21 protein-coding genes are annotated in these 23292 nt (G+C 49.3%); 13 read left to right on the plus strand and 8 right to left on the minus strand.

Annotated elements, in window-relative coordinates; genetic code table 11:
* Positions 1 to 2: 2 nt before the first annotated feature.
* Both IC617_RS06035 and IC617_RS06040 read left to right on the plus strand, forming a co-directional pair.
* On the plus strand, positions 3 to 635 hold the full coding sequence (locus IC617_RS06035; RefSeq protein ID WP_191144087.1) for a hypothetical protein: 633 nt from the start codon (positions 3 to 5) through the stop codon (positions 633 to 635).
* A gap of 26 nt (positions 636 to 661) precedes the next feature.
* Complete coding sequence (locus IC617_RS06040) at positions 662 to 1306, plus strand: hypothetical protein (RefSeq protein ID WP_191144088.1); 645 nt, start codon at positions 662 to 664, stop codon at positions 1304 to 1306.
* Positions 1307 to 1526: 220 nt separating this feature from the next.
* Here IC617_RS06040 and glmS read toward each other — a convergent pair whose 3' ends face one another.
* Both glmS and IC617_RS06050 read right to left on the minus strand, forming a co-directional pair.
* The gene (gene glmS / locus IC617_RS06045; RefSeq protein ID WP_191144089.1) at positions 1527 to 3362 is read right to left on the minus strand and encodes a glutamine--fructose-6-phosphate transaminase (isomerizing); all 1836 of its coding nucleotides are present in this window, start codon (positions 3360 to 3362) and stop codon (positions 1527 to 1529) included.
* A 32-nt stretch (positions 3363 to 3394) separates the two neighbouring features.
* Positions 3395 to 4177 (minus strand): DeoR/GlpR family DNA-binding transcription regulator, encoded by a 783-nt coding sequence (locus IC617_RS06050; RefSeq protein ID WP_191144090.1) that lies wholly within the window; start codon positions 4175 to 4177, stop codon positions 3395 to 3397.
* Positions 4178 to 4356: 179 nt separating this feature from the next.
* Here IC617_RS06050 and IC617_RS06055 point away from each other — a divergent pair, with 179 nt between their 5' ends.
* Positions 4357 to 5142 carry an SDR family NAD(P)-dependent oxidoreductase gene (locus IC617_RS06055; protein ID WP_191144091.1) on the plus strand — a complete coding sequence of 262 codons (786 nt, stop codon included), beginning with the start codon at positions 4357 to 4359 and terminating at the stop codon, positions 5140 to 5142.
* Positions 5143 to 5224: 82 nt separating this feature from the next.
* Positions 5225 to 5923 carry a hypothetical protein gene (locus tag IC617_RS06060; protein WP_191144092.1) on the plus strand — a complete coding sequence of 233 codons (699 nt, stop codon included), beginning with the start codon at positions 5225 to 5227 and terminating at the stop codon, positions 5921 to 5923.
* A gap of 13 nt (positions 5924 to 5936) precedes the next feature.
* Here the strand turns inward: IC617_RS06060 and IC617_RS06065 are convergent, their stop codons facing one another.
* Together IC617_RS06065 and IC617_RS06070 are read right to left on the minus strand one after the other, a co-directional pair.
* Positions 5937 to 7151, minus strand: a complete 1215-nt coding sequence (locus IC617_RS06065) for a transporter substrate-binding domain-containing protein (protein ID WP_191144093.1) — start codon at positions 7149 to 7151, stop codon at positions 5937 to 5939.
* A gap of 118 nt (positions 7152 to 7269) precedes the next feature.
* The gene (locus IC617_RS06070) at positions 7270 to 7599 is read right to left on the minus strand and encodes a hypothetical protein (protein WP_191144094.1); all 330 of its coding nucleotides are present in this window, start codon (positions 7597 to 7599) and stop codon (positions 7270 to 7272) included.
* 409 nt (positions 7600 to 8008) lie between these two features.
* Here IC617_RS06070 and IC617_RS06075 point away from each other — a divergent pair, with 409 nt between their 5' ends.
* A complete protein-coding gene (locus IC617_RS06075) occupies positions 8009 to 8683 on the plus strand; it encodes a DUF3313 domain-containing protein (protein WP_191144095.1) in 675 nt (224 codons plus the stop codon).
* Between the two features lie 119 nt (positions 8684 to 8802).
* Here the strand turns inward: IC617_RS06075 and IC617_RS06080 are convergent, their stop codons facing one another.
* From IC617_RS06080 to IC617_RS06090, 3 genes are read right to left on the minus strand one after another with little or no spacing between them, the layout of a single operon-like run.
* Positions 8803 to 9105: a ribbon-helix-helix domain-containing protein gene (locus IC617_RS06080; protein WP_191144096.1), complete on the minus strand. Its 303-nt coding sequence runs from the start codon at positions 9103 to 9105 to the stop codon at positions 8803 to 8805.
* Positions 9092 to 9760 (minus strand): AAA family ATPase, encoded by a 669-nt coding sequence (locus IC617_RS06085; protein ID WP_191144097.1) that lies wholly within the window; start codon positions 9758 to 9760, stop codon positions 9092 to 9094. The genes IC617_RS06080 and IC617_RS06085 overlap by 14 nt, the downstream gene beginning before the upstream one ends.
* Positions 9757 to 10083, minus strand: a complete 327-nt coding sequence (locus IC617_RS06090; protein WP_369410369.1) for a PilZ domain-containing protein — start codon at positions 10081 to 10083, stop codon at positions 9757 to 9759. Before IC617_RS06090 ends, IC617_RS06085 begins: the two co-directional genes overlap by 4 nt.
* Positions 10084 to 10471: 388 nt before the next feature.
* Between IC617_RS06090 and tkt the strand changes: the two genes are divergently transcribed.
* Positions 10472 to 12472, plus strand: coding sequence for a transketolase (gene tkt / locus IC617_RS06095; RefSeq protein ID WP_191144099.1), 2001 nt, complete (start codon positions 10472 to 10474; stop codon positions 12470 to 12472).
* 82 nt (positions 12473 to 12554) lie between these two features.
* Here tkt and tal read toward each other — a convergent pair whose 3' ends face one another.
* Positions 12555 to 13502 carry a transaldolase gene (gene tal, locus IC617_RS06100; protein WP_191144100.1) on the minus strand — a complete coding sequence of 316 codons (948 nt, stop codon included), beginning with the start codon at positions 13500 to 13502 and terminating at the stop codon, positions 12555 to 12557.
* 182 nt (positions 13503 to 13684) lie between these two features.
* On the opposite strand from tal, the gene IC617_RS06105 reads away from it, so the two are divergent.
* The 7 genes from IC617_RS06105 to IC617_RS06135 all read left to right on the plus strand — a co-directional run bounded on the left by IC617_RS06105 (position 13685) and on the right by IC617_RS06135 (position 23277).
* Positions 13685 to 15358: a ribulokinase gene (locus IC617_RS06105; RefSeq protein WP_191144101.1), complete on the plus strand. Its 1674-nt coding sequence runs from the start codon at positions 13685 to 13687 to the stop codon at positions 15356 to 15358.
* The gene (locus tag IC617_RS06110; protein ID WP_191144102.1) at positions 15355 to 16053 is read left to right on the plus strand and encodes an L-ribulose-5-phosphate 4-epimerase; all 699 of its coding nucleotides are present in this window, start codon (positions 15355 to 15357) and stop codon (positions 16051 to 16053) included. The genes IC617_RS06105 and IC617_RS06110 overlap by 4 nt, the downstream gene beginning before the upstream one ends.
* 30 nt (positions 16054 to 16083) lie before the next feature.
* The gene (araA, locus tag IC617_RS06115) at positions 16084 to 17586 is read left to right on the plus strand and encodes an L-arabinose isomerase (RefSeq protein WP_191144103.1); all 1503 of its coding nucleotides are present in this window, start codon (positions 16084 to 16086) and stop codon (positions 17584 to 17586) included.
* Between the two features lie 58 nt (positions 17587 to 17644).
* A complete protein-coding gene (locus IC617_RS06120) occupies positions 17645 to 18250 on the plus strand; it encodes an HAD family hydrolase (protein ID WP_191144104.1) in 606 nt (201 codons plus the stop codon).
* Between the two features lie 167 nt (positions 18251 to 18417).
* Positions 18418 to 19482: an aldose epimerase family protein gene (locus IC617_RS06125; protein ID WP_224745833.1), complete on the plus strand. Its 1065-nt coding sequence runs from the start codon at positions 18418 to 18420 to the stop codon at positions 19480 to 19482.
* 32 nt (positions 19483 to 19514) lie between these two features.
* Positions 19515 to 21476, plus strand: a complete 1962-nt coding sequence (locus IC617_RS06130; RefSeq protein ID WP_224745846.1) for a glycoside hydrolase family 97 protein — start codon at positions 19515 to 19517, stop codon at positions 21474 to 21476.
* On the plus strand, positions 21457 to 23277 hold the full coding sequence (locus tag IC617_RS06135) for a family 43 glycosylhydrolase (protein ID WP_191144106.1): 1821 nt from the start codon (positions 21457 to 21459) through the stop codon (positions 23275 to 23277). The genes IC617_RS06130 and IC617_RS06135 overlap by 20 nt, the downstream gene beginning before the upstream one ends.
* Positions 23278 to 23292: the final 15 nt, after the last annotated feature.

The following is a 23292-nucleotide window of genomic DNA, read 5'->3' on the forward strand; positions in this document are numbered from 1 at the left end:
TCATGGCTGAAAAAAACTTAAAAGATAGTAATAAGGCTAATTTAGCAGGAATCTTGGTTGGCACTATTGTTGTAATGGCTTTAATCCAAGTTGGCCTTAAAGAAGTGAATGATGCCTATTCTGCTATAAAGGACCTTGGCCTGGTAGCTGGATTAACCATTGTTGCGAACATATTAGCTAGCCTGTTACCAGCTGACTTTAAGCATAAACTAGTATTTCTTCGCTTTTCGGACGTTTTACCGGGTCACAGAAGCAAGGAGCTTTGCCTAGCAGACCCAAGATTAGACGATGAAGCTTTGACTAAACAATGGCCTGAGCTATTTAGTGAAGACATGCCACCAAGTAAGCAGAACTCTTTTTGGTACGGAAAAATATATTCACCGGTAAAAGATACGAATGAAGTGAAGCAAGCTCATAAGTCATTCCTTTTATACAGAGATGCGTTGTCCGGCATATTTCTATTGCTGCTTAGCGTAGTTGCCTGGCAACTAACAGCACCAGATCTACCGATTGAAGGGCCATCGCCTTGGATCTACTTATTCTTATTATTTACATCATTTTTAGTGATGTTCTCAGCTCAAAATGCTGGTAAGCGCATGGTAGTAAATGCCGCAGCAAAAGCAATTAATTCATAACCATAAGTTCCGAAGGAGGAATAAATTTGAAGAAAAAAGAACCGACTACTGCTGAAGAAAACATGAAAAAGCAAGACACCTCGTACACTGGCGCAATATTCTTCATTATCTTGGCTTGTTTCATAGCATCCTCTTATACAGGATTGCTTGTTTTTGAAGAATCTGGCGAGAGCTTAATGGGATGGGCCTGGGCGACGATCGTCTTTTCTGTAATGCTAATCACCTTGCTCAGTATACCAAGTGTACTCGAAAAATCAGTCGCTGCAGGTGAGCAAAAATCAAAAGCATTTAGCTCCGAGCAGTATAAAGTTTACTTATACAAAGCAATTGCGGGTGTAATACTACTTATTATTAGTGTATGCATAGGTTACATGCAAAGTGAACTTGCAACTCTTATGGCAATTCCCATTGTTCTCGCAATCAACCTAATATCTGAAGGCCATCATGAAGAAATTAAAGCGAATGGAACCCGAATAAGTGATATAGCAACTTATATACTATTTGCTTGTATGACTGTACTTTATGTAGTTGGAATTAACACTTTGCAATGTGAAATTCAAACACTTGACGTATACATAATTGCTCAAACACTAGTCATATCCGCTGGCTTTACCTGCAATACAGTATTTTTCTACCTAAAAGAACATCTACACAAAAAGCTTGAAGTGTAGAAAGCACGCCAAAGCTTAGTTCTATTGTCAAAAATAGAGTACAAACCAAATAATAAAAGGCTATTAGGGTATTACATAGCCTTTTTAGTTTAAGTTGTAGCTAACTACTTAGTTATTTCGTACTTCTTTTGTTTCCAACTATTTAGTTTGGTAGCGAACTATTAGCTAAGTTTCGATTATTTCGCAACGTCTACAGATAAGTTATTGATTTTGTTTGGTATTATTCAACGGTGACCGATTTTGCCAAATTGCGTGGTTGGTCGACATCAGTGCCTTTAATGACCGCGACGTGGTAACTCAATAGTTGCAGTGGCACGGTGTAGACGATTGGCGCGACCAGTGCGTCACAGTGTGGTACTTGAATCACTCGCATGGTTTCGTCACTGGCAAAGTCAGCTTCCTTGTCGGCAAAGACGTACATGATGCCGCCACGAGCGCGCACTTCCTCAACGTTTGATTTCAGCTTTTCTAGCAATTCGTTATTTGGCGCCACCACGATTACTGGCATTTCGGCGTCAATTAGCGCCAATGGGCCATGTTTTAGCTCACCGGCGGCATAGGCTTCAGCATGAATATATGAAATTTCTTTGAGCTTGAGCGCACCTTCCATGGCAATCGGCGACTGATCGCCGCGACCTAAAAACAGACTGTGGTGTTTGTCGGCAAACTCTTCGGCCAGATCTTCAATGTCGTTATCCAGTGACAACGATTGCTCGAGCTTCGCGGGCAGCGCTTGCAAAGCGTTAACGATGGCTTTCTCGGTGGCAATGCCTTGTTCGTTTTTGTTGCGGCCAATGGCGGCAACTAACAACAGCAAGCCAACCAACTGCACGGTGAATGCTTTGGTTGATGCCACGCCAATTTCTGCACCGGCTTCCATCATGTAAGCCATGTCTGATTCGCGAACTAACGACGAGCCTGGCACGTTACATATGGTCAGGCTGCTCATATAGCCTTGCTCTTTGGCTAATCGCAGAGCGGCCAGGGTATCGGCGGTCTCACCTGATTGCGAGATAGTGACCAGCAGAGAGTTGGGGCGCACGAATGATTTGCGGTAGCGGTATTCAGAGGCAATTTCGACGTTACAGGACACGCCTGCATGTTCCTCAAACCAGTAGCGTGCAGTCAAGCCAGCATGATAGCTGGTGCCACAGGCAATGATTTGCACATGCTCGACTTGGCTCAACAGATGGGGCGCTGATTCGCCAAAGGCATTATCAAGCACTTGGCCATTGCTAATTCGGCCTTTAAGCGTGCGTTGAATGGCGGTGGGCTGCTCGTAGATTTCCTTCATCATGTAGTGACGGAATTCGCCTTTATCGGTGACATCATGACGCACTTCTGATTCGCGAGCAGGGCGCTCGACTGGGTTGCCGTTGATATCAACGACCGACAAGGTGCGGCGGGTGATCTCTGCGACATCGCCTTCTTCCAAGAAAGAGAAGCGGCGAGTGACGGGCAGTAGCGCAAGCTGATCCGAAGCAATAAACATTTCGCCGAGGCCATGACCAATAACCAAGGGGCTGCCAGAGCGGGCCACTACCAGCCGGTCTGGATCATTCTGATCGAGCACCACAGTGCCGTAAGCGCCGTCCAATTGGGCAACGGCTTTTTGCACCGCTTCACGCAGGTTGGCAGATGATTTGAGTTCATGGTGAACTAAGTGAACGATGACTTCGGTGTCGGTTTGCGAGGCAAAGTGGTAGCCAAGTGCTTGTAATTTTTCACGCAGCTCATTGTGGTTTTCAATGATGCCATTGTGAACAACCGATAATGAGCCACTTGAAATATGAGGGTGGGCATTGACTTCGCTTGGTTCGCCATGAGTAGCCCAGCGGGTGTGCGCAATGCCGATTGGGCCATCGACGTCTGAGTCGGCAACTGCATCAGCAAGTTCCTGAACTTTACCGACTCGACGTACGCGCAACAGCGCATTGTCGCGATCTAGCACGGCGATGCCAGCTGAATCATAACCGCGGTATTCAAGACGTTTCAGTCCTTCAACCAAGATCTCAGCAACATTACGCTGAGCAACGGCTCCTACGATTCCACACATATTCAGTTCTCCTGATCGTTCACGGTGACGGATTAGTCGTTAACAGGGGCGCAAATGACGGCTACCCCCTGTTGTTCAATTTGAGTTTTGTGCTGTGCAGGCAAAGCATCATCGGTAATTAACGTGGTAATGCTTTGCCAAGGTAATTCTAAGTTCGGAATGCGGCGACCAATTTTGTCGGACTCGATCATCACCACCACTTCGCGGGCGACATCGGCCATTTGCCGGCTTAGCCCAATCAATTCATTAAAAGTGGTTGTGCCGCGCTCTAAATCAACGCCGTCGGCGCCAATAAACAATTGGTCAAAGTCGTAAGAGCGTAGCACTCGTTCGGCCACCTGACCTTGAAAAGCTTCCGAATGGGGATCCCAAGTGCCGCCGGTCATCAGCAATGTTGGCTCGTTTTCAAGGTTAAGCAGGGTGTCAGCAACCTTGATTGAGTTGGTCATCACGACCAGACCATGCTTGCTATTTAGTGCGGGGATCAGCGCAGCTGTGGTGCTGCCGCTATCAACAATGATGCGGTTGTGATCGCGAATTCGATCGGCGGCTGCCTGCGCAATGGCTAACTTATGTTTCGAAACTTGTTCGTCTGAAATCGCTGCTGAGTCAGCAATCAAATCTTGTGGCACTGGGATGGCGCCGCCATATCGACGTAGCAATAAGCCACTTTTTTCTAACGCGGTGAGGTCTTTGCGAATGGTGACCTCAGAGGCGCCAAATTGTTGGGCAAGTTGATCAACGGTGACTTTGCCAGTGGTCTGCAACTGGCTAATGATTTGGTGTCTGCGTTGTTGAGTATTGCGTTTCGACATACTGAGCTAAGTTTCGAATAAGTGGTCGGATACTAGCAGTTTGAAATTAAATAGGTCAAGTCGAAAGTTTTTTTGTTTCGATGTGAAACTTAATTTGCTTTTTGAGGTCATGATGCCGCCGCTGTTCTGATGAAAAGCAACTATCCTATTGATTCTAGGAATCATAAGAGAACCTACGCATGGCAAAGACCATATTGATCACCGGTTCAACCGACGGCATTGGCTTAGCGACGGCGCAGCGCCTATTGGAAGATGGCCACCGAGTGTTACTCCATGGCCGCAGTGAACCAAAGTTGCAGCAAGCGGAAGCGCAGTTGGCGCCGATTGGCACCGTTACTTGCTTTAACGCCGACTTATCCGATTTATCTGCCGTTCGTACGTTGGCCGCAGAAGTGGTCAGCAACTACTCATCGTTGGATGTGCTGATCAACAATGCTGGTGTATTCGCCACGGCACAACCGACGACTGCCTCTGGTTTGGATATTCGCTTTGTTGTTAATACCTTAGCGCCGGTTGTTCTGACCGATGCCCTGTTAGCGCTGGTGCGACCGCAAGGGCGAGTGATTAATTTGTCGTCCGCAGCGCAAGCGCCGGTGGACCTGGCTGCCATGCAGGGCCGCAAGGTGCTGACCGATAATGCGGCCTATGCCCAAAGTAAGCTGGCATTAACCATGTGGAGCCGATGGCAGGCACAGCAGTGGGGCGAGCAAGGGCCAATCATGGTGGCGGTCAACCCTGGCTCCTTTTTGGCGAGCAAGATGGTTAAAGATGCCTATGGCGTGGCGGGCAATGATATCGGCATTGGGGTTGATATTTTGGTTCGCGCGGCGTTGTCCGAATCGTTCGCCAACGCAGCAGGACGCTATTTTGATAACGACTCAGGGGCGTTCGCACAACCTCACCCTGATGCGCTGGATGATGCCAAGTGCGAGGCGCTGATGACCACGATTAACCAGTTGATTTAGCCTTGGTCTGAACAAAATTTATACATCTGCAAGCTAAGCTTCTAAGCTCAAAGAACAAGCACTCTGGCGATGAGGCCTGATCATGGAGCCGAGCGAAGTCACGACACTAATTGATACCTTTAAATCCAATGCGGGTGCAGGGATCTTGTTGCTGCTTTACTACTTGGTGCTATACGGAGGGCGGCTGATTGAGGGCTTGGGATTAAATCGCAATAAGGGCAATCGAGCAGGCGATATCAAAACTCGGCTGGAAGTGATGCAGTTGAAAATTGAATTGGAGCAAAAGAAGCGAGAGTCTGGCTTATCAGCCGAAACCTTAGCAGCCATTGAGGCAGAAACCCTTGAACAGCTTGGCCCGAAAAGCGGCCATCAATTCAACAATAAGCAAAAATTTATCGCCATCCCGTTGTTGTTACTGTTGGTGATTATGGCGGTGTCCGAGATCCGCGATACGCAAACCAATGGCGAAGATCCATTCGATACCATTATTGGCTTTGTGTTTTTTGCCATCGTCATTGTCGTTGGGTTCTGGGGCATTGAGCACCTGCAAAAAGTTAAATCGCGACGGGCCCGAGCCGCAGGCTTTATTGCCTACTGGACCTTCGGTTTGTTTATTGCGCTTGCTGTGGTGGCGGCTATTTTGGAAATGGCCTTTGGTTGGCTGCTTACTTCAGAAGATTATGGCGGCATTTACTTGCTGCTAGCGTTTGTCATCAGCCTGATATTGGGGTTGATGAAACGGCTGCCCGGAATGCGAGCAGCCGAATCGGTGAGTGATTAAACCTACGTCATTATTAATTGAGGCTGGCAATCACTTGAGAGGATGCCAATGCATACTCAACGTCAACACCAACAGTCAGGGCGCCGATTGCGGTTTGGTTTTCATCGCTCAGCGTAATACTGAACTGAACCTGGAATTTATGGGTGGATTCATCGTATCTGAGGTGGTCGATAAACAGAGCATCAGGGCCTGCGTTAAAAGTTTGAGTGAATTTATCTTCATCTCCCTGCCACAGATCTGTGGTCAAATCGCTCATCGCAATGACCAAGCCGTTGCGATCCATGGCGATGATTTCATTGTACAGCCCGCCCGATTGACGTTTTACCTGCTGAAAATACTCTGACAGCAAATTGGTTTTTAACAATTGGCCGTGCGCTTCTAGAGAAGGCCGCTTGCGCTGCCATTGCTGCTCAAGGGCATTGACTTGCGACAGCGATAAATAACTATTGCGAGCGTTTTGTTGTTTCACTGTATCGATGACTACTGGCGCTTTTATCCAACTATTTAAATGCTCCAATACGATTGACTTGAGCGCAGTTAATTCGTCTTGAGCGAGGGTAATGGTGTCATTAGTGCAAGTGGGTGTCTGGGCATTAAAGTTGGTTAAGAAGTGCTGCTCTTTATCAATAAAACCATTGTTAAAATAAACGCCCAATGGCGCATATTTGATAAAGGTTTTACTGAACTTAGGCTGAGTGTCGAAGTGGCTCACTAATGCTTGGGTAAAGGCTTGGGCATCGGCGGCAACGGCATCAACGCGCTTTGACATGGCCAGCTTGATCAGCTGAGGATAACTGCCAACACGCTGCAATTTGTGATAGCCAAGTTGGCTTAGCCATTTGTCCTGATTGCTGCCGAGAATAACGCCAATCGGGGTGTTTTCGGTGGGCGGTTGTGGCTCATGAGAGGCAAAGAAAAAGTACCACTTTTCAATGGCGATTGGCGCGCTCAGGGTAGCAAATCGATTCACGTTTGGATCGTAGGAAGCGCTGAACAAGCCATCTGATAAACCTTTCTCTAGGTGTTTTAAGGCACGCTTCCACGGCAAAATAGTGATGTCTGAATTCAACTCTAGTTGTTCAAAAATACACAGAAGAGTGGCGACGGAGGTACCTGAAATGCCGTCAGCCTGCTGCACCTGATAAGGAGGCGCTAGATTTGTCACCAAGCTGATTGTGCCAGCGTTAGCTAACGATGATGTCATAGCGAAGGCGACAATCCATGCCATGACAAGCACCCTCCGCTTTAGCAAACCAATGAGGGCGAGTTGCTGACTAGTCATTGATACTGCAAATCGAGACATGGAATACCTTCTGTTGCCAACGTCTGGGGTTACCTTGCGTTTTCTAGTAATCATCAGTTTTCAGCGCGAATTTGCCCTTCATGGTTAAGCCATGTTGTTGCTGGCACCAAGCTCGATAGACCAGAAAAGACAGCGCAGCGCTGAACAAGTTAAATAGCAAGAAGCCGATGAAGGTATAAAGAGTAATCCATTGGTGGATATGAGCGGTATTCACTCGTGATGTGGTATCCGGTTGACCGAGCAAGATGAGTACGATGGTAATAAACAGCGCAAAGGTGACGCTGATAAATAGCGCCAATCGCATATAAGAGCCGAAGCTGAGCTCGATTCGAGCTGTGTGACCATAGCTTTCTTCAACTTGGGCGTCAGTCATCGTCGCTCCCCTTCATATGAGAGCCTGTTGATCTTTGCTATACGGCATAGCTCGTTTCTTGCTCAAAAGAGCATTTTGAACGAACAAAATTCATACACCAAAGTTCAGCAGGCTCTAGCTACTTCTTAACAGCCTAGTGGATGAGGATTCATTTCTCTAACAAACCAAAGCAAAACCGGATGACGTTTATCACGTTTCGGGTGATGTAGTGATTCTGCCTCGTTGCTGGCTAAACAGTGTTGCAGTTTTTGAGACAGTGCGTCTCAGTGGTGGCCATTTTTCTCGCGTCATCTCCGCTCTATTATTTGTCGCGACAAGAGCCACTAATGGTTATCAGTTGTGGGGCTTTCAAAAGGACTTGAAGTCCTCTTTATTGCTCGCGACACCATCTATTGAGGAGTGAATTACCATGAAATCTTTATCAGTATTAGCTGTCTGCATCAGTTTGGCGTGCGCCTCATTTGCTAGTGTGGCGAGTGATGAGAATCGCAGCGAGGTTCAACATAGCCAAACCACGCAGCTGACGGCGGTGGAGTCGCCCCGTGTTGATCAACTGCTGGTTAATGAGGCTGCTGATTTTGCCCGTTACGACAACCTGATGTTGGCGCAAGTCCAAGTGTCCTTTCGTGAGAAAGCCTATCGCAGCTCGTTCAGTACTCGCAACCAAATGAACCGAGCGATCGCCAATGTCACGCCAAAAATTCAGCAATTATTTGCTGAAACCTTTAGTGCGGTCACCAAACAACAAGGGCATTTTCAAATGGTCTCCCAGCACACTGACAACACGCTGGTTGTGGTGCCGCGATTGGTTGATGTTTATTTGGCAAACCTTGATGACATGAGTCATTCAGGCCGTACCTCGGTCTATGCCCAGAGTGCAGGGCACATGACGCTGGTGGTTGACTTGTACGATGCGAGCACGGGCGAAATGTTGGCCAGAGCGGTTGATCATCAACAAGCGACGGAATGGAGTCGCGCGGTAAGACAAAGCTCGGTTGATAACACTCAGCAAATCCGACGAATGGTTACCAGTTGGACTACCGACTTGAATCAGGGACTGAAACAACTCAATCAACCGATGTGAGACGTTACTTTCTGTATATGGTGGCAAAGGGGCTGATAAAAATACCGCTGATGATCACAGCGGTCTTGCTCTGAAGCTGTTATCTGTATTCGCTAAGAATCTCTGAGTCGTGCTCAACTTTATCTTTCATTTTTGTTGAACTTACCGTCGTTTTTAGCTTGTTCGATTAAAATTCGAATCAATTTCGACTTAGCCAGACCAGATGAAGCTGCCAGCTCATTCAAGTGCTCGATATTGGCCGGTGACAAGGTAAATGTGGCATTTTTGAAGTTACGTTTTCGTGTGGGCGCAGACGCCTTATTATGCGCTCCCAAGTTGGACTTACCAACGGCGTAGGCTTTGGCATCATCGATGAATTCATCCACAGACACTTGTTTTTTCGGCTTTTTACCGCCCTTGTTCTTGAGATCAGCTAAACTCATGACTGTATCCAGGATCGTAATCCAGCATTTCTTCCGCTATCGCAATGATCTCCTGAGCTGCTTTTCCTTCAGGTTCCATTTCAAGCACTGACTTACCATTTTCTTCGCTGTCATCATATATGTTACGGCTGAAGGTAATGGCATCCAGAACGTTAATAAAGTAGGTTTTACAGACTTCTTTTGCTTCTAAAATACGATTGGCTTGAGACGGCAACGAGGGGCATTGGGTGATAACAAATGATGCTTTCATTTTTGGGTTGACCATCTTGCAGGTTGATAACAAGTCTTCCATATGAGGTACTGTTTTCAGGTCTCTTCGTTTGGGCCTTAACGGCACTAAAACATGTTCTGCAACGCTGATTGAGCCCCTGAGTGCAAGATTGTCTTGGCCGCCGCAATCGACCACGATGGCATCATAATGTTGCTCTAGACTGAGTAGATCATTTCTGATTTTACCGTAAAGCTGAACGCAGTTAATTGCGGGCAGCTCTTCACAATTGTTACGTGCTTGAATCCAATCCGAAGTGGTGCGCTGCGGATCGCAGTCAACCATCAACACTTTGCTGTTTTTGAATTTCGTGAAATAGACGGCCAAGTTTTGCGCCAGGCAGCTTTTACCGCTGCCGCCTTTCTCTCCTCCGACAACAATAATCATCGTGTTGCTCCTAGCTGCTTTTGAGACTTGTTAGTAAATATCAGACCTAGGTTGAACCAGCCGCTTTCTGTTTTGGTGACGCGAATAACTTTCGCTTCAAACTGTTTGCTAATTGGCTCGGAAGGGGAGAATTTCACCTTAACGGCAGTGTCGAGAGAGAGGGGTCTATCCATCTCAACCTGCAAGCCGCCGCCAGACACATCAAAACACATGACGGTGCGAGTTATTTCGGAAGTTTGCTCCGTCCAACTCAATTCAATGAGGTGTTTTTCCATATCCAAGCGTAGTGACTGTCGCCTGTCCATGTACCCTGAACCATGCATTACCGACTCCAATTAATTTTCAATGTCAGACTGATATAAAAAGTGGCCAACTCGTACACCACTATAGTTGAGTAAACAAAGCTTAAACTGAGCTACCGATCGACTTTTTGGGGGATGAAATTTTGACAGGTGACGAAAAACAAACACGTCAATAAAACAAAAATGATAATTAAAACATGATGTTGAGTTAATTTTTTTGAAGGTGGTGGATGTGCCCGCTTGGACGATGTCTTGTGCTAATCCAATTTGGTATTTGCCGTTAGTTCGTACTCGATCCTCTGCCTCTTGATCGTTTGCGGCGCTTGCAATTTTAAGTATCGAAAGTTGATTTTACGATCATAAAACATATAATCATACAATATTATAAAAATGTTGTTAGGTGTCAATAATGAATAGTAAGTCTCACACAGAGTCGGCAAACGCCATTCGAATGCTCACGGTTGATGCAGTACAAAAAGCTGCTTCCGGCCACCCAGGAGCGCCAATGGGCATGGCCGATATCGCTACCGTCCTGTGGCAAAACTTTTTATCGCATCATCCGCTTAACCCTGATTGGGCTAACCGCGATCGTTTCGTCCTGTCCAATGGTCACGGCTCGATGCTGATTTACTCGCTACTGCATTTGTCGGGCTACGACGTTTCAATTGATGATTTGAAGCAATTCCGTCAGCTTCACTCAAAAACGCCTGGTCACCCTGAAGTGGGTTACACGCCGGGCGTTGAGACCACAACCGGCCCACTCGGGGCAGGTATTGCCAATGCAGTAGGGATGGCGATCGCCGAGAAAACCCTAGCTGCGCAGTTTAACAAGCCAGCTTTTGACTTGGTGGATCACTACACCTATTGCTTCTTAGGTGATGGTTGCATGATGGAAGGTATTTCTCACGAATCATGTTCACTGGCAGGCACTCTAGGCTTAGGCAAGCTGATTGCGTTTTGGGATGACAATGGCATCTCTATTGATGGCCATGTCGAGGGCTGGTTCAGTGATGACACAGCAAGTCGATTCGAAGCTTACGGCTGGCATGTGATCCGCGATGTTGATGGTCACGATGCTGCCGCTATTACCGCAGCAATTGAACAAGCCAAGCAAGAAAGCAGTAAGCCAACGCTGATCTGCTGTAAAACGACGATTGGCTTTGGTTCGCCAAATAAGTCGGGCAGTCATGATTGTCACGGGGCGCCGTTGGGAGCCGAAGAGATTGATGCGGTTCGTCAGCAGTTAGATTGGCCTCATGCACCGTTTGTGGTGCCGAATGAAGTCTATCTGGCTTGGGATGCAACGGTCTCTGGCCAAGGGCGATTTGATGAATGGCAGCAGCTATTCGAAGATTACAAGCAGCAGTTCCCAGAGTTGGCCGCGGAGTTTAAACGCCGTGTGATTGATCAGGAGTTACCAGCAGACTTTGACAGCAAAGCGCTGGACTTCATTCGTCAGTGCCAAGAACAGCAAGCCGATTTGCCGACTCGTAAAGCGTCGCAAAACAGCATTGGTTTTCTGGCCAATCAGTTGCCTGAATTATTGGGCGGATCAGCCGATTTAGCTGGCTCAAACTTGACCCTATGGCCAGAGGCTAAAGGTTTGCAGGACGAAGCTTCCGGTAATTATGTATTCTACGGCGTTCGTGAGTTTGGCATGAGTGCCATCATGAATGGTATTGCATTGCACGGTGGTTTCATCCCGTTTGGCGCAACCTTCCTGATGTTTATGGAATATGCGCGCAACGCTGTGCGGATGTCGGCATTGATGAAAGCTCAAAGTATCTTCGTCTACACCCACGACTCAATTGGTCAGGGCGAAGATGGCCCAACTCACCAACCAGTCGAGCAGTTGGCGAACTTGCGACTTACCCCGAATCTTGATACTTGGCGTCCGTGCGATAGCGCTGAAGCGGCAGTGGCTTGGGTAGAGTCGGTCAAACGAGCCAATGGTCCAAGTGCGCTGGTGTTCTCGCGCCAGAATACCAAGGCTGAGCCGCGTAACGACGAGCAATTGGCAAACGTTGCCAAAGGTGGCTACATCCTCCGCGAAACCTTATCGGACCCTGATATTGTGTTGATTGCCACAGGCTCTGAGGTGTCGTTGGCAACCGGCGCGGCTGAGCAGCTCGCAGAGCAAGGTGTGCAAGCGCGCGTGGTGTCGATGCCATGTACTGAGCGATTTGATGGTCAGCTGGCAGCTTACAAAGAGGCCGTGTTACCACCTGCATGTCCGAAGCTGGTGGTTGAAGCGGCACACCCTGATTTCTGGCACAAGTACATCGCCGGTAACGGCGCTGCGATTGGTATCGATTGCTTTGGTGAGTCAGCACCGGGTCCAGCACTGTTGAAGCATTTTGGCTTTACGGTTGACAAGGTCGTTGCGAAGGCAAAAGAGCTAGTCGGTTAGTCCGAGTAGGAAAGTATGTTTGGCTAATTAAAAAGGCCGGCTCTAAACAGAGCCGGCCTTTTTCTTAGTTGAAGCGGTGGGATTAAACTAGCTTGGCTAGCATTGCCTCCAAGGCAACTTGGTCTTTGGCAAATTGGCGAATACCTTCGGCCAACTTATCGTGCGACATTGGGTCGTTATTCATCGCCCAGCGGAACTCTTGCTCGGTTAATGGCTGCTCTTGTTCCGTGGTGTCTGTGGTTGGCTGCAGGCGACGCTCCAGTGGCGCATCGGTTTGCTCCAGCTCGGCCAATAGTGCAGGGCTAATGGTCAGGCGATCACAGCCAGCCAATGACTGGATTTCACCAATATTACGGAAGCTGGCACCCATCACGACAGTGTCAAACTGGTGTTGTTTGAAGTAGCTGTAAATTTGCTTCACTGACTGCACGCCCGGATCGTTATCGCCTGAGAAATCGGTATCAGGTTGATTGGCTTTATACCAATCCAGAATTCGACCAACAAATGGCGAGATCAGATAAGCACCCACCTCAGCACAAGCGCGCGCTTGTTCAAAAGCAAAGATTAACGTCAGGTTACAACGAATGCCTTCAGCTTCGAGCACTTTAGCGGCCTGAATACCTTCCCAAGTAGAGGCAATTTTGATCAGCACGCGCGAGGTATCTGCGCCTTCTTGACGGTACAGTTCAATCAACTGACGGGCTTTTTCGATGGTCGCCTGAGTGTCAAATGACAGGCGTGCATCCACTTCAGTTGAGACCAAACCTGGGACCTGCTCAAGCAACTTCATGCCAATCAAAACCGATAGTTTATCGGCGGCGGCAGCCACAACATCATCACTGTTTTGTGCTTTGGCCCAGTCAATGGCTTGGCTGGCTAGTGGTTGGTATTTCTCAATCATCATTGCTTTGAGCAATAACGATGGGTTAGTCGTCGCATCTTCGGGCTTGTAAGTGCCGATGGCTTCAAAATCGCCGGTATCGGCAACCACTGTCGTCATCTGCTTTAGCTGAATAAGTTGGCTAGTCATTTGAATCCTTATTTGCTGGTTCTGTCCTCAAGCCATCATCAGTAGATCAGGGTTTGATCCATCTCACAATAAGCTAACGAGGTATTTATTGGTAGTACTATATTACCTTTACAATTTAACAATATTGATATTATAGTACAATTAAAGTTTGTATCCTCTTCCTGATTTATTTGAAGGTGTTTATGTCTCGTTTCACATTGGGACTGGATTTTGGCTCCGATTCAGTGCGTGCCCTCGTGGTTAACACCACGACGGGCGAAGAAGTAGCCACGTTTTCATATTTGTATCCCCGCTGGAGCCAGGGGTTATTCTGCGATCCGTCGAAAGACCAATACCGCCAGCACCCACAAGATTACATTGACAGCTTGATTGCGGTTGTTAATGGCGTGTTGGAATCAGTTCCAGCAGAAGTTGCTGCCAACATTGTTGGCATGAGCTTCGATACCACCGGTTCAACGCCGGTAGCAGTGAATGCTGAGGGCGTACCTCTGGCGTTGACTGAGTCATTTAAAGAAAACCCCAATGCCATGTTCGTGCTGTGGAAAGACCACACCGCGATTGTTGAAGCCGAGGAAATCACCAAAGCGGCCGCTCAATCAGACGCGCAATACCTGAAATACATGGGTGGTACTTATTCCTCTGAATGGTACTGGGCAAAGGCATTGCACATTTTCCGTAACGATCAATCGGTAAAAGGCAATACCCACATGTGGGTTGAGCATTGCGACTGGATGACTGCACTGATGTGCGGCACCACTCACCCAGACAACTTTGTCCTCGGGCGCTGCGCCGCGGGTCACAAATTAATGTGGAATGCGGAGTGGGGTGGGTTCCCAGCGAATGAATTCTTCACCGCGATTGATCCGTTACTCGATGGTTTGGTGAGCAAACTAAACCCAGCAACTCAGGCAAGTGACCAAGTTGCTGGCCAGTTAACTGCCGAGTGGGCTGAAAAGCTTGGATTACCTGTCGGAATCGCAGTTGGTTATGGTGCCTTTGATTGCCACATGGGGGCCGTTGCTGCCAACGTTCGTCCAGGCGTACTCACCAAAGTAATGGGTACTTCAACCTGTGATATTACCGTGGCTCTGCCAGAAGTCGTGGGCGATACCTGCGTCAAAGGCATTTGTGGTCAAGTCGATGGATCCGTGGTCCCGGATTTGATCGGCATGGAAGCTGGTCAATCCGCTTTCGGTGATTTGTACGCTTGGTACAAGAAATTGTTGATGTGGCCAGTGCGGCAATTACTGCCACTGACGAATGTCAGCAATGATGCCGAAGCGATTGCTCAAATCGATGATCTGCTGTTGATGAAGATCTCCGAAGCGGCAAGCCAGATTGCCCCTTCAGAATCAGATGTTGTTGCTCTTGACTGGATTAATGGTCGCCGTACGCCTGATGCCGATCAGCGTGCTTCGATGGCCGTTGCCGGAATGAAAATGGGTACTGATGCAGCCAGCTTGTTTAAAGTCATTGTTGAAGCAACCGCCTTTGGTTCACGGGCGATCACCGAGCGTTTCCGCGAGGAAGGCGTGGCGATTGACTCTGTGGTCGTGATTGGCGGTATTTCGAAAAAGTCTGACTACGTTATGCAAACCTGTGCCGATATCTGGAACTGCCAGATTGAAGTGCTTGAGAGCGATCAGAGCTGTGCCTTAGGTGCTGCCATTATGGCCGCTGTTGCTGCCGGTGAGCATCCAGATGTAGCGACAGCCCAGCAAGTGATGGCATCACCAGTTTGTAAGTCCTACCAACCAAACGACAGCCGCGTGGCTGTTTACGATGCCCTGTATGCCAAATACCAAAGCCTTGGTTCCTTTGTGAATGGTGGCTTCGTGAACGGAGGTGTGCAATGAGCAAGTACACCGAACTGAAGCGCGAAGTTTATGAAGCCAACATGGAGCTGCAAAACCGCGGCTTAGTGATTTACACCTTCGGCAACGTGTCACAAATTGATCGCGCCGCTGGTGTTGTGGCGATTAAACCTTCAGGTGTGTCTTACGATGCCATGAAGCCGGAAGATATTGTTGTTGTCGATTTAGAAAACAACATTGTTGAAGGCACTATGAGACCTTCATCAGACACCAAAACCCACACCCATTTGTATCGCCATTTTGCCGACATCGGTGGTGTCACGCACACCCATTCCACCTACGCCACGGCTTGGGCGCAAGCGAAGCAGTCAATACCATGCTTGGGAACCACGCATGCGGATTATGTCCACGGCGACATCGTTTGTACCCGAGTGCTGACCGATGAGCAAGTTCAGGGTGATTACGAAGAAGAAACCGGTATTCAAATCACTGAAGCGTATCAGAACCGCGATCCTAAGGCCGCGCCTATGGTGATTGTCGCGGGCCATGCGCCATTTACATGGGGCAAAGATGGCGCCGAATCGGTTTATCACGCTGCCTTGCTTGAGGAAATTGCCCGCATGGCATACCTCACCCGAACGCTTGATCCAAAAGCGGAGCCGTTGAAGCAGGCCATTTTGGACAAACACTATTTAAGAAAACACGGTAAAGACGCTTACTACGGCCAGTCCAAGTAACCGAACAACTGATTACCAAGGAAACAAATTATGAACACTACATCAGCGAAACAAGTTTGGTTTGTCACCGGCTCGCAACACTTATACGGGCCAAAGGTACTTGCTGAAGTTGCCCAAAATAGCCAAGCCATCGTCAATGGTTTGAATAGCGAAAACACTATTGCGACCGAGTTGGTTTGTAAGCCAACGGTAAAATCGCCAGAAGAGATCCTCGAGGTCTGTTTGCAAGCCAATAGTGATCCAAACTGTGTCGGTTTGGTGCTGTGGATGCACACATTCTCGCCTGCGAAAATGTGGATTGCAGGTCTTAACGTGTTGACCAAACCTTGGTTGCACTTGCACACCCAATTCAATGCTGCGCTACCTTGGGCAGACATTGATATGAACTACATGAACACTCACCAGAGTGCTCACGGTGACCGCGAATTTGGTTTTATCGGCACCCGGATGCGTAAAGAGCGCAAAGTGGTCGTTGGCCACTGGCGGCAAGCCCACGTTCAACAGGAAATTGACGATTGGTGCCGTGCTGCTCTGGGTTGGGCCGAAAGCCAGTCACTGAAAGTGGCTCGTTTCGGCGACAACATGCGTCACGTTGCAGTGACCGAAGGTGACAAAGTTGCGGCGCAAATTACCTTTGGTTATCAAGTTCATGGCTTTGGTATTGCCGATTTAGTATCGGTTATCGATCAAATCACTGATGCTGATGTGGCCGCTCAACTCGAGCTGTACCGCAATGACTACACTGGCGTTGATGCCATTTTGGCCGACGAATACAGCAAGCAAATGTTGGTTAACGAAGCGCGCTTAGAGCTTGGTATGCGTAAGTTCCTTGATGATGGCGGCTTTGGCGCATTCACCAACTGTTTCGAAAACCTAGCCGGCATGACGGGTCTGCCAGGTTTGGCTACCCAACGTCTGATGTCGCAAGGCTTCGGCTATGGTGGCGAGGGTGACTGGAAGACCGCGGCCATGGTACGGATCATGAAAGTGATGGGTCAGGGTCGTGAAGGTGGTTGTTCCTTCATGGAGGATTACACCTATAACTTTGGCTCAAGCGATCAGGTACTTGGCGCGCACATGCTTGAAGTTTGCCCATCAATTGCGGATGCCAAGCCTGCGCTGTCGGTACACCGCCACACCATTGGTGTGAAATGCGACGTTGCTCGTTTGCGCTTCACCGCCAAAGCAGGCCCAGCGATCAATGTGTCGCCTATCGATATGGGTAATCGCTTCCGCATTCTAGTCAATGAAGTGGATACCCTGACACCGCCGGCCGACTTACCAAACCTGCCTGTTGCATCAGCACTATGGGAGCCTAAGCCAAACTTGCAAATTGCAGCTGCTGCTTGGATCCATGCCGGTGGCGCTCACCACACCGCGTACAGCCAAGCTGTCACCACCGACATGATACTTGATTATGCCGATATGGCGGGTGTTGAAACTGTGGTGATTGACGACGCCACGACGATTCGCACGCTGAAACAAGAGCTGCGCAATAGCGCTGCCTATTACCAGTTGAAGCAGGGCGTTTAACGCCCTTGTTTTGGGCAGCGGATCGATCGCTGCCCGCTACCCGAGAGGACAGCGTTCAATGGTTAATTTGGCCAATTATCGCGGCTTGATTTTCGACATGGACGGCACATTAATCGACTCCATGCCAAGGTCGTTAGCTGCGTGGCAACAGACCTGCGAACACTATGGTTACCCTTATGATGGCGACTACCTACACTCGTTAGGTGGGGTGCCTACGAGGGCAACTATTGAGCTGTTGAACGACAAATTTGGTCGCAATCACTGCCCTGATGAAGTGACCGAATACAAACATACGGTACAAGAGAGCGACAGTGAGATGCCCGCCACCTTCGGCGCAATCGTCCGCCTTCTTGTCACTGCAAATGATAGCCAACGGGTTGGCGTTGGCACCGGCTCAACACGCTCCCATGCGATGGAGTTACTTGGTCATCACCAGCTACTGAACCGGCTGAATGCGCTGGTTACCGCTTGTGATGTGGCACTTGGCAAGCCTCACCCAGAAACATTTTTGACGGTGGCTAGCCAAATGGGAGTGCCGCCGGAGCAATGCATTGTATTCGAAGATACGGAAATAGGCCTGCAAGCGGCTCAACGCGCAGGAATGGACTGTGTCTTGGTTGAGAGTGGGGAGCTACGGGAGTTTTACCCTGCTTTTTTTTCTTAAAATTAATAGTCGTATTAAATGATAAAAGGTGCCCTATGTTACGCGAGTTACTTCAACCGATTTCCCGTCGCTCCATGGTGAGAAATCTGTCCTCGACTGCTATTACAGCTTTGCTTGTGGGGGCCACTGTTTGCGCCTCCCCAGTTGTCCATGCAAAAGGAAAATCAATGACCACCTTGCCTTCGGCTCAGATGGAGCACTATGGCGTGCTTGCCGATGCCACTCCGGTAGAAAAAGTAACCTTGCGTAACAGCAATGGAATCGAACTCGATGTCATCGGTTATGGCGGCATCATTACCCGCCTAGAAACGCCAGACTCCAAAGGGCGCTTGGGTAATATTGTGTTAGGGATGGATTCGCTGGAAGACTATGTTGCATCCAACCCTTACTTTGGCGCCATTATTGGCCGCTATGGTAACCGTATTGCCAAAGGTAAATTCAGCCTCAATGGCACCGAGTATCAACTGGCAACGAATGATGGTGACAATCACCTCCACGGTGGTGTTCAAGGCTTTGATAAGCGCGTTTGGAAAATGGCTCCGTTTACCACCAGCAACAGCTCTGGTGTGGTGCTGACGTTAACCAGCGCCGATGGCGATCAGGGCTACCCAGGCGAATTGGATATGCAGGTGACTTATACCCTGACTAACGACAACACGCTGGATATGCAGTTCCAAGCGGAAACGGACAAACCGACTGTCGTCAACATGACCCAGCACAGCTATTTCAATCTGGCCGGTAAAGGTGACATTTTGGATCACCAACTGCAGATTAACTCCAGCCATATTACGCCAGTTGATGGTGGCCTGATCCCGACCGGTGAGTTGATGGCAGTGGCCAACACTGAGTTTGACTTCCGCCAAGCAAAAGCGATTGGCCGCGATATTGGCGGCAAGCACAAACAACTCGCTTTGGGTAAAGGTTACGATCACAACTTCGTGTTGAAAGCGGCAATGGATGATGAGTTGGTCGAAGCGGCCAGTGTCTATGATCCTGCTTCAGGCCGTACTCTGGAAGTATGGACGTTGGAGCCTGCGGTACAATTCTACTCGGGTAACTTCCTCGATGGCAGCACGGCTCAGTCAGGCATGAAGCATGAATTCCGTACTGGTTTCTGCCTTGAGCCACAGCATTACCCAGATTCGCCAAATCAGCCAAACTTCCCTTCAACAACCTTGTTGCCGGGTGATGTGTACCACACGCAAATCGTCTACAAGTTCGGCGTGAAGTAAGCTGAGTGGATATCATGATTCGCTTGAATTGGATGGTAAAAGTGGCTGCATTGACAGCCACTTTAATAATCAGCGGTTGTGCCTCTGGGCCAAACACGAATGTAGCCAGCTACCAGTTGAGTAGCCCCGATCAGCGACTGGCAGTAGAGCTCAGACTAAGCCCTGAGCAACAGCTAGAGTACCGAGTCGTCGCTGACGATCAGCCGGTGATGGCCTATTCACCATTGGGCTTGGTGGCACAATCAGGGCAATGGCAGGAGCAGCTGTCTGTGATGAAAGTTTCGCCGGTATCTGCGGTCAGCGACCAGTATCAGTTGTGGACCGGCAAGCAGACTAACGTTGATTATCAAGCGAATCGTCTCGTGCTGACATTGGCTAATCCTGCCGGTCAGCAACTTCAAGTGAATATGCAGCTGGCCAATGATGGTCTGGCATTTCGTTATCAATTGGCCGCTGACAACCCGCACGTTTACACCATCGAGCGTGAATTAACCGCGCTTGATTTATTGCCTGAGACACGCAGCTGGCTGCAACCGAAGGCGTTGGCGCGCAGCGGCTGGGCCGATACTAATCCGTCCTATGAAGAAGATTATCTGGTTGATGTTGATGCCAAAGTGGCACAAACCTCTGCCAACGGCTGGGTCTATCCGGCATTATTTCGTCACAACGACCAGTGGCTACTCATTTCAGAAGCTGGCATTCGCTCGCACTATCCGGCAACCAATTTAAGCAGTGATGGCCGTGGTCGATTCCAACTCCGGTTCCCAGATCCTCGCGAATCGGTCGCACCGGCATTCGATACACCGCTGTTATCAGCGCAGCAGCCAACGCCTTGGCGCATTATTGCGGTCGGTTCGCTCGACACCATTATGGCGTCGACTTTGGCAACCGATGTCGCGCCAGCGCATCAGTTTAGTGATACCGATTTTATTGAACCGGGCGTTGCCGCTTGGAGCTGGGGTTTATTGAAAGACGAATCGGTCAACGCCGATACTCAGCGCCAATTTATCGATTATGCGGCCGATATGAATTGGCCGTACGTGCTGGTTGATGTCGACTGGCACACTCGCATTGGCGAGCAAAAACTGAAGCAACTAATTGCTCACGCCGCCGAGCGCGATGTCAGGCTATGGCTGTGGTACAACTCATCGGGCGATTGGAACACCACCGAATACGGCCCTAAAAGTCAGTTAATCGCTCGTCAGCAACGCCGTGCGCAGTTTGCCTGGTTGCAACAGCTTGGCGTCGCCGGGGTCAAAATTGACTTTTTCCCGGGTGATGGCGCTTCAGTGATGGCGTATTACCAAGCGCTGCTCAGTGACGCCGCCGAGTTCGATTTGATGGTCAACTTCCATGGCACGACGCTGCCGCGCGGGTTACAGCGAGCTTACCCTAATCTGATGACGTCCGAGGCGGTCAAGGGCTTTGAAATGATTACCTTCTTTCAGCCGGTTGCCGACAACGAAGCGGTTCATGCTACGGTTCTGCCGTTTACTCGCAACGTGTTTGATCCAATGGACTTCACCCCCATGACGCTGGGTGATATTCCCAATATCGAGCGGAAAACCAGTAATGCGTTTCAGCTCGCGTTGCCGGTGATTTTCACCTCTGGGGTGCAGCATTTAGTGGCAACGCCCGAGCAAATGGCGGCGATGCCAGAATTTGTCAAAAGCTACCTGCGAGATTTGCCGGGTCGATGGCAGCAATCACAGCTACTTGAAGGCTACCCCGGTAAATACATCAGCATCGCCCGCACTAGCGAATGTGCCAGCTATATTGCAGGGATTAATGCTTTATCTGAATACAAATCTTTTGAGCTGAACTTGGCTCAATTTAACCCGGCATCTGCCACCTTAATCCAACAAGGCGAGCAGTTTCACGACCTGACCGCGAGCCAACTTAGCGGAGCGAGTGCTGTGATTAACGTTGCTCCTGCCAGTGGATTTGTTGTCATACTAAAAAGCGAGAACAGCAATGACTGTAAAGCGAATTAAAACAATTGGGGCCCTAGCACTTAGTGCTGCCGTTTTGCTTGGTTGCCAGGCAACCGGCCAATCTCCGGAAACATCACCTACGTCTGATACCTTGGGCAAGGGTGAATTTACCAACCCACTGTTTCCCAATGGCGCCGATCCATGGCTTGAATACTGGAACGGCAACTACTATTTGACCACCACAACCTGGACCTCTCAGCTTGTCATGCGCAAAGCGCCGACGCTGGCGGCATTGGCTGATGCCACGCCGGTCAATGTCTGGTCTGACTCTGATCCTAAGCGTAATTGGAACTTCTGGGCGTTTGAATTCCACCGCCTGAAAGGGCCGAATGGCTATCGCTGGTACATGATGTACACCGCCGGCGAAGAAGGTACCTTGGATCATCAACATCTCAACGTGCTGGAAAGTGCCGGTGATGACCCAATGGGCCCTTATGAGTACAAGGGCGCACTGATGCCGGATGTATGGAACATCGACGGCAATTATCTGGAGTTCAATGACAAACTGTATGTGATTTACTCGCAGTGGCAGGGTGACACTCAGCTCAACATTATTGCTGAGATGGAAAACCCATGGACGCTGAAAGAAAACTCACCACACACCATCATTACAACGCCTGAGCTGGAGTGGGAGATCTCGGGCCGTAAGGTGACCGAAGGTGCTGAGATCTTGCAGCATCAAGGCCGTACCTTTATGACTTACTCGGCAAGCTTCTGTGATACGCCAGACTACAAATTAGGTCTACTCGAGCTTGTTGGCGATGATCCGCTGGACATCAATAGCTGGAAAAAATACGACCAGCCGGTATTTGAGCGCACTGAAACAGTATTCGGTCCCGGCCACAATGGGTTCTTCCAGTCGCCAGATGGTAGCGAATCGTGGATTGTCTATCACGGCAATGACAAAGCCGAATATGGCTGTGGCGCAACCCGTTCATTGCGGGCGCAGAAATTTACTTGGCATAGTGATGGCACCCCGAATTTTGGTAAGCCGGTTACGCCCGGTGACGTCATGCCACCACCTGCTGGCGAAGATGGCCCACTGTTGACCGAAGTCGAAGGTCAAAATTATGCCATCGTCAATGCCAATACTCGCCAGTGCCTTGATGCTGGCGGCTCGCAAAATGCTTGTAATCCTTCGATTAGCAAGTGGGTGATTGATCCCACTCGCGACGGTTATGTGCGTCTGGCAGACAACAACACCAAAGCGTTTTTGGGCGAGCAATGTGATTCGCCGGGTTTGAGCCACCGAGCTTGGATCAACGACGCCTGTCAGGAGTGGAAAGTTGAACGCACCCGCGACGGCGCGGTGAAAATGACTAACCGCTTAACGGGCAATGTGTTGGCCGATGCTGAGTGGTTGCTGCAGCCGCAAAACGAGGTGGTGTTGCTGAGTGAACAAAGTGGTAAAGCCGTCGCTGTGGGTGCCAAGGACAATGTTGAGCAGCAAGCGTGGCGCCACGGTGACAACCAGAAATGGCGCTTCCGCGCAACTGATAACGGCTTCTTACAGATCCGCCCTATGAATGACACCCGCAAGTGTCTTGCGGTTGAAAATGAAGCTATTTTCCCCGGCGCTAATTTAACCCTAGCAAGCTGTGATGGCTTTGAGCGCCGTGAGCGAGAAATTGCTGAATGGCGTCTCGATATGAAACCGAGCGGAGCCGTGGTGTTGGTCAACCGCTACACCAACCAAGCGCTCAATATTGATAGCTGTGGTGTTGCCGATGGCACCAATATTTCTCAAGCACCACAAAACAATGGCATTTGCCAAACCTTCTACCTAAGACAAACAAAATAATAAGTACCACCCAGC

The organism is Neiella litorisoli (assembly GCF_014773395.1).
Taxonomy (GTDB): domain Bacteria; phylum Pseudomonadota; class Gammaproteobacteria; order Enterobacterales; family Neiellaceae; genus Neiella; species Neiella litorisoli.

Bases quoted from the DNA above. Each gene is read 5' to 3' on its own strand.
- araA (WP_191144103.1), top strand. From the start codon at position 16,084: ATGAACACTACATCAGCGAAACAAGTTTGGTTTGTCACCGGCTCGCAA.
- IC617_RS06050 (WP_191144090.1), bottom strand. From the start codon at position 4,177: ATGTCGAAACGCAATACTCAACAACGCAGACACCAAATCATTAGCCAG.
- IC617_RS06130 (WP_224745846.1), top strand. From the start codon at position 19,515: ATGGTAAAAGTGGCTGCATTGACAGCCACTTTAATAATCAGCGGTTGT.
- IC617_RS06070 (WP_191144094.1), bottom strand. From the start codon at position 7,599: ATGACTGACGCCCAAGTTGAAGAAAGCTATGGTCACACAGCTCGAATC.
- IC617_RS06080 (WP_191144096.1), bottom strand. From the start codon at position 9,105: ATGAGTTTAGCTGATCTCAAGAACAAGGGCGGTAAAAAGCCGAAAAAA.
- IC617_RS06065 (WP_191144093.1), bottom strand. From the start codon at position 7,151: ATGGCATGGATTGTCGCCTTCGCTATGACATCATCGTTAGCTAACGCT.
- tal (WP_191144100.1), bottom strand. From the start codon at position 13,502: ATGACTAGCCAACTTATTCAGCTAAAGCAGATGACGACAGTGGTTGCC.
- IC617_RS06060 (WP_191144092.1), top strand. From the start codon at position 5,225: ATGGAGCCGAGCGAAGTCACGACACTAATTGATACCTTTAAATCCAAT.
- IC617_RS06105 (WP_191144101.1), top strand. From the start codon at position 13,685: ATGTCTCGTTTCACATTGGGACTGGATTTTGGCTCCGATTCAGTGCGT.
- IC617_RS06090 (WP_369410369.1), bottom strand. From the start codon at position 10,083: ATGCATGGTTCAGGGTACATGGACAGGCGACAGTCACTACGCTTGGAT.
- IC617_RS06055 (WP_191144091.1), top strand. From the start codon at position 4,357: ATGGCAAAGACCATATTGATCACCGGTTCAACCGACGGCATTGGCTTA.
- glmS (WP_191144089.1), bottom strand. From the start codon at position 3,362: ATGTGTGGAATCGTAGGAGCCGTTGCTCAGCGTAATGTTGCTGAGATC.
- IC617_RS06120 (WP_191144104.1), top strand. From the start codon at position 17,645: ATGGTTAATTTGGCCAATTATCGCGGCTTGATTTTCGACATGGACGGC.
- tkt (WP_191144099.1), top strand. From the start codon at position 10,472: ATGAATAGTAAGTCTCACACAGAGTCGGCAAACGCCATTCGAATGCTC.
- IC617_RS06075 (WP_191144095.1), top strand. From the start codon at position 8,009: ATGAAATCTTTATCAGTATTAGCTGTCTGCATCAGTTTGGCGTGCGCC.
- IC617_RS06125 (WP_224745833.1), top strand. From the start codon at position 18,418: ATGACCACCTTGCCTTCGGCTCAGATGGAGCACTATGGCGTGCTTGCC.
- IC617_RS06035 (WP_191144087.1), top strand. From the start codon at position 3: ATGGCTGAAAAAAACTTAAAAGATAGTAATAAGGCTAATTTAGCAGGA.
- IC617_RS06110 (WP_191144102.1), top strand. From the start codon at position 15,355: ATGAGCAAGTACACCGAACTGAAGCGCGAAGTTTATGAAGCCAACATG.
- IC617_RS06135 (WP_191144106.1), top strand. From the start codon at position 21,457: ATGACTGTAAAGCGAATTAAAACAATTGGGGCCCTAGCACTTAGTGCT.
- IC617_RS06085 (WP_191144097.1), bottom strand. From the start codon at position 9,760: ATGATTATTGTTGTCGGAGGAGAGAAAGGCGGCAGCGGTAAAAGCTGC.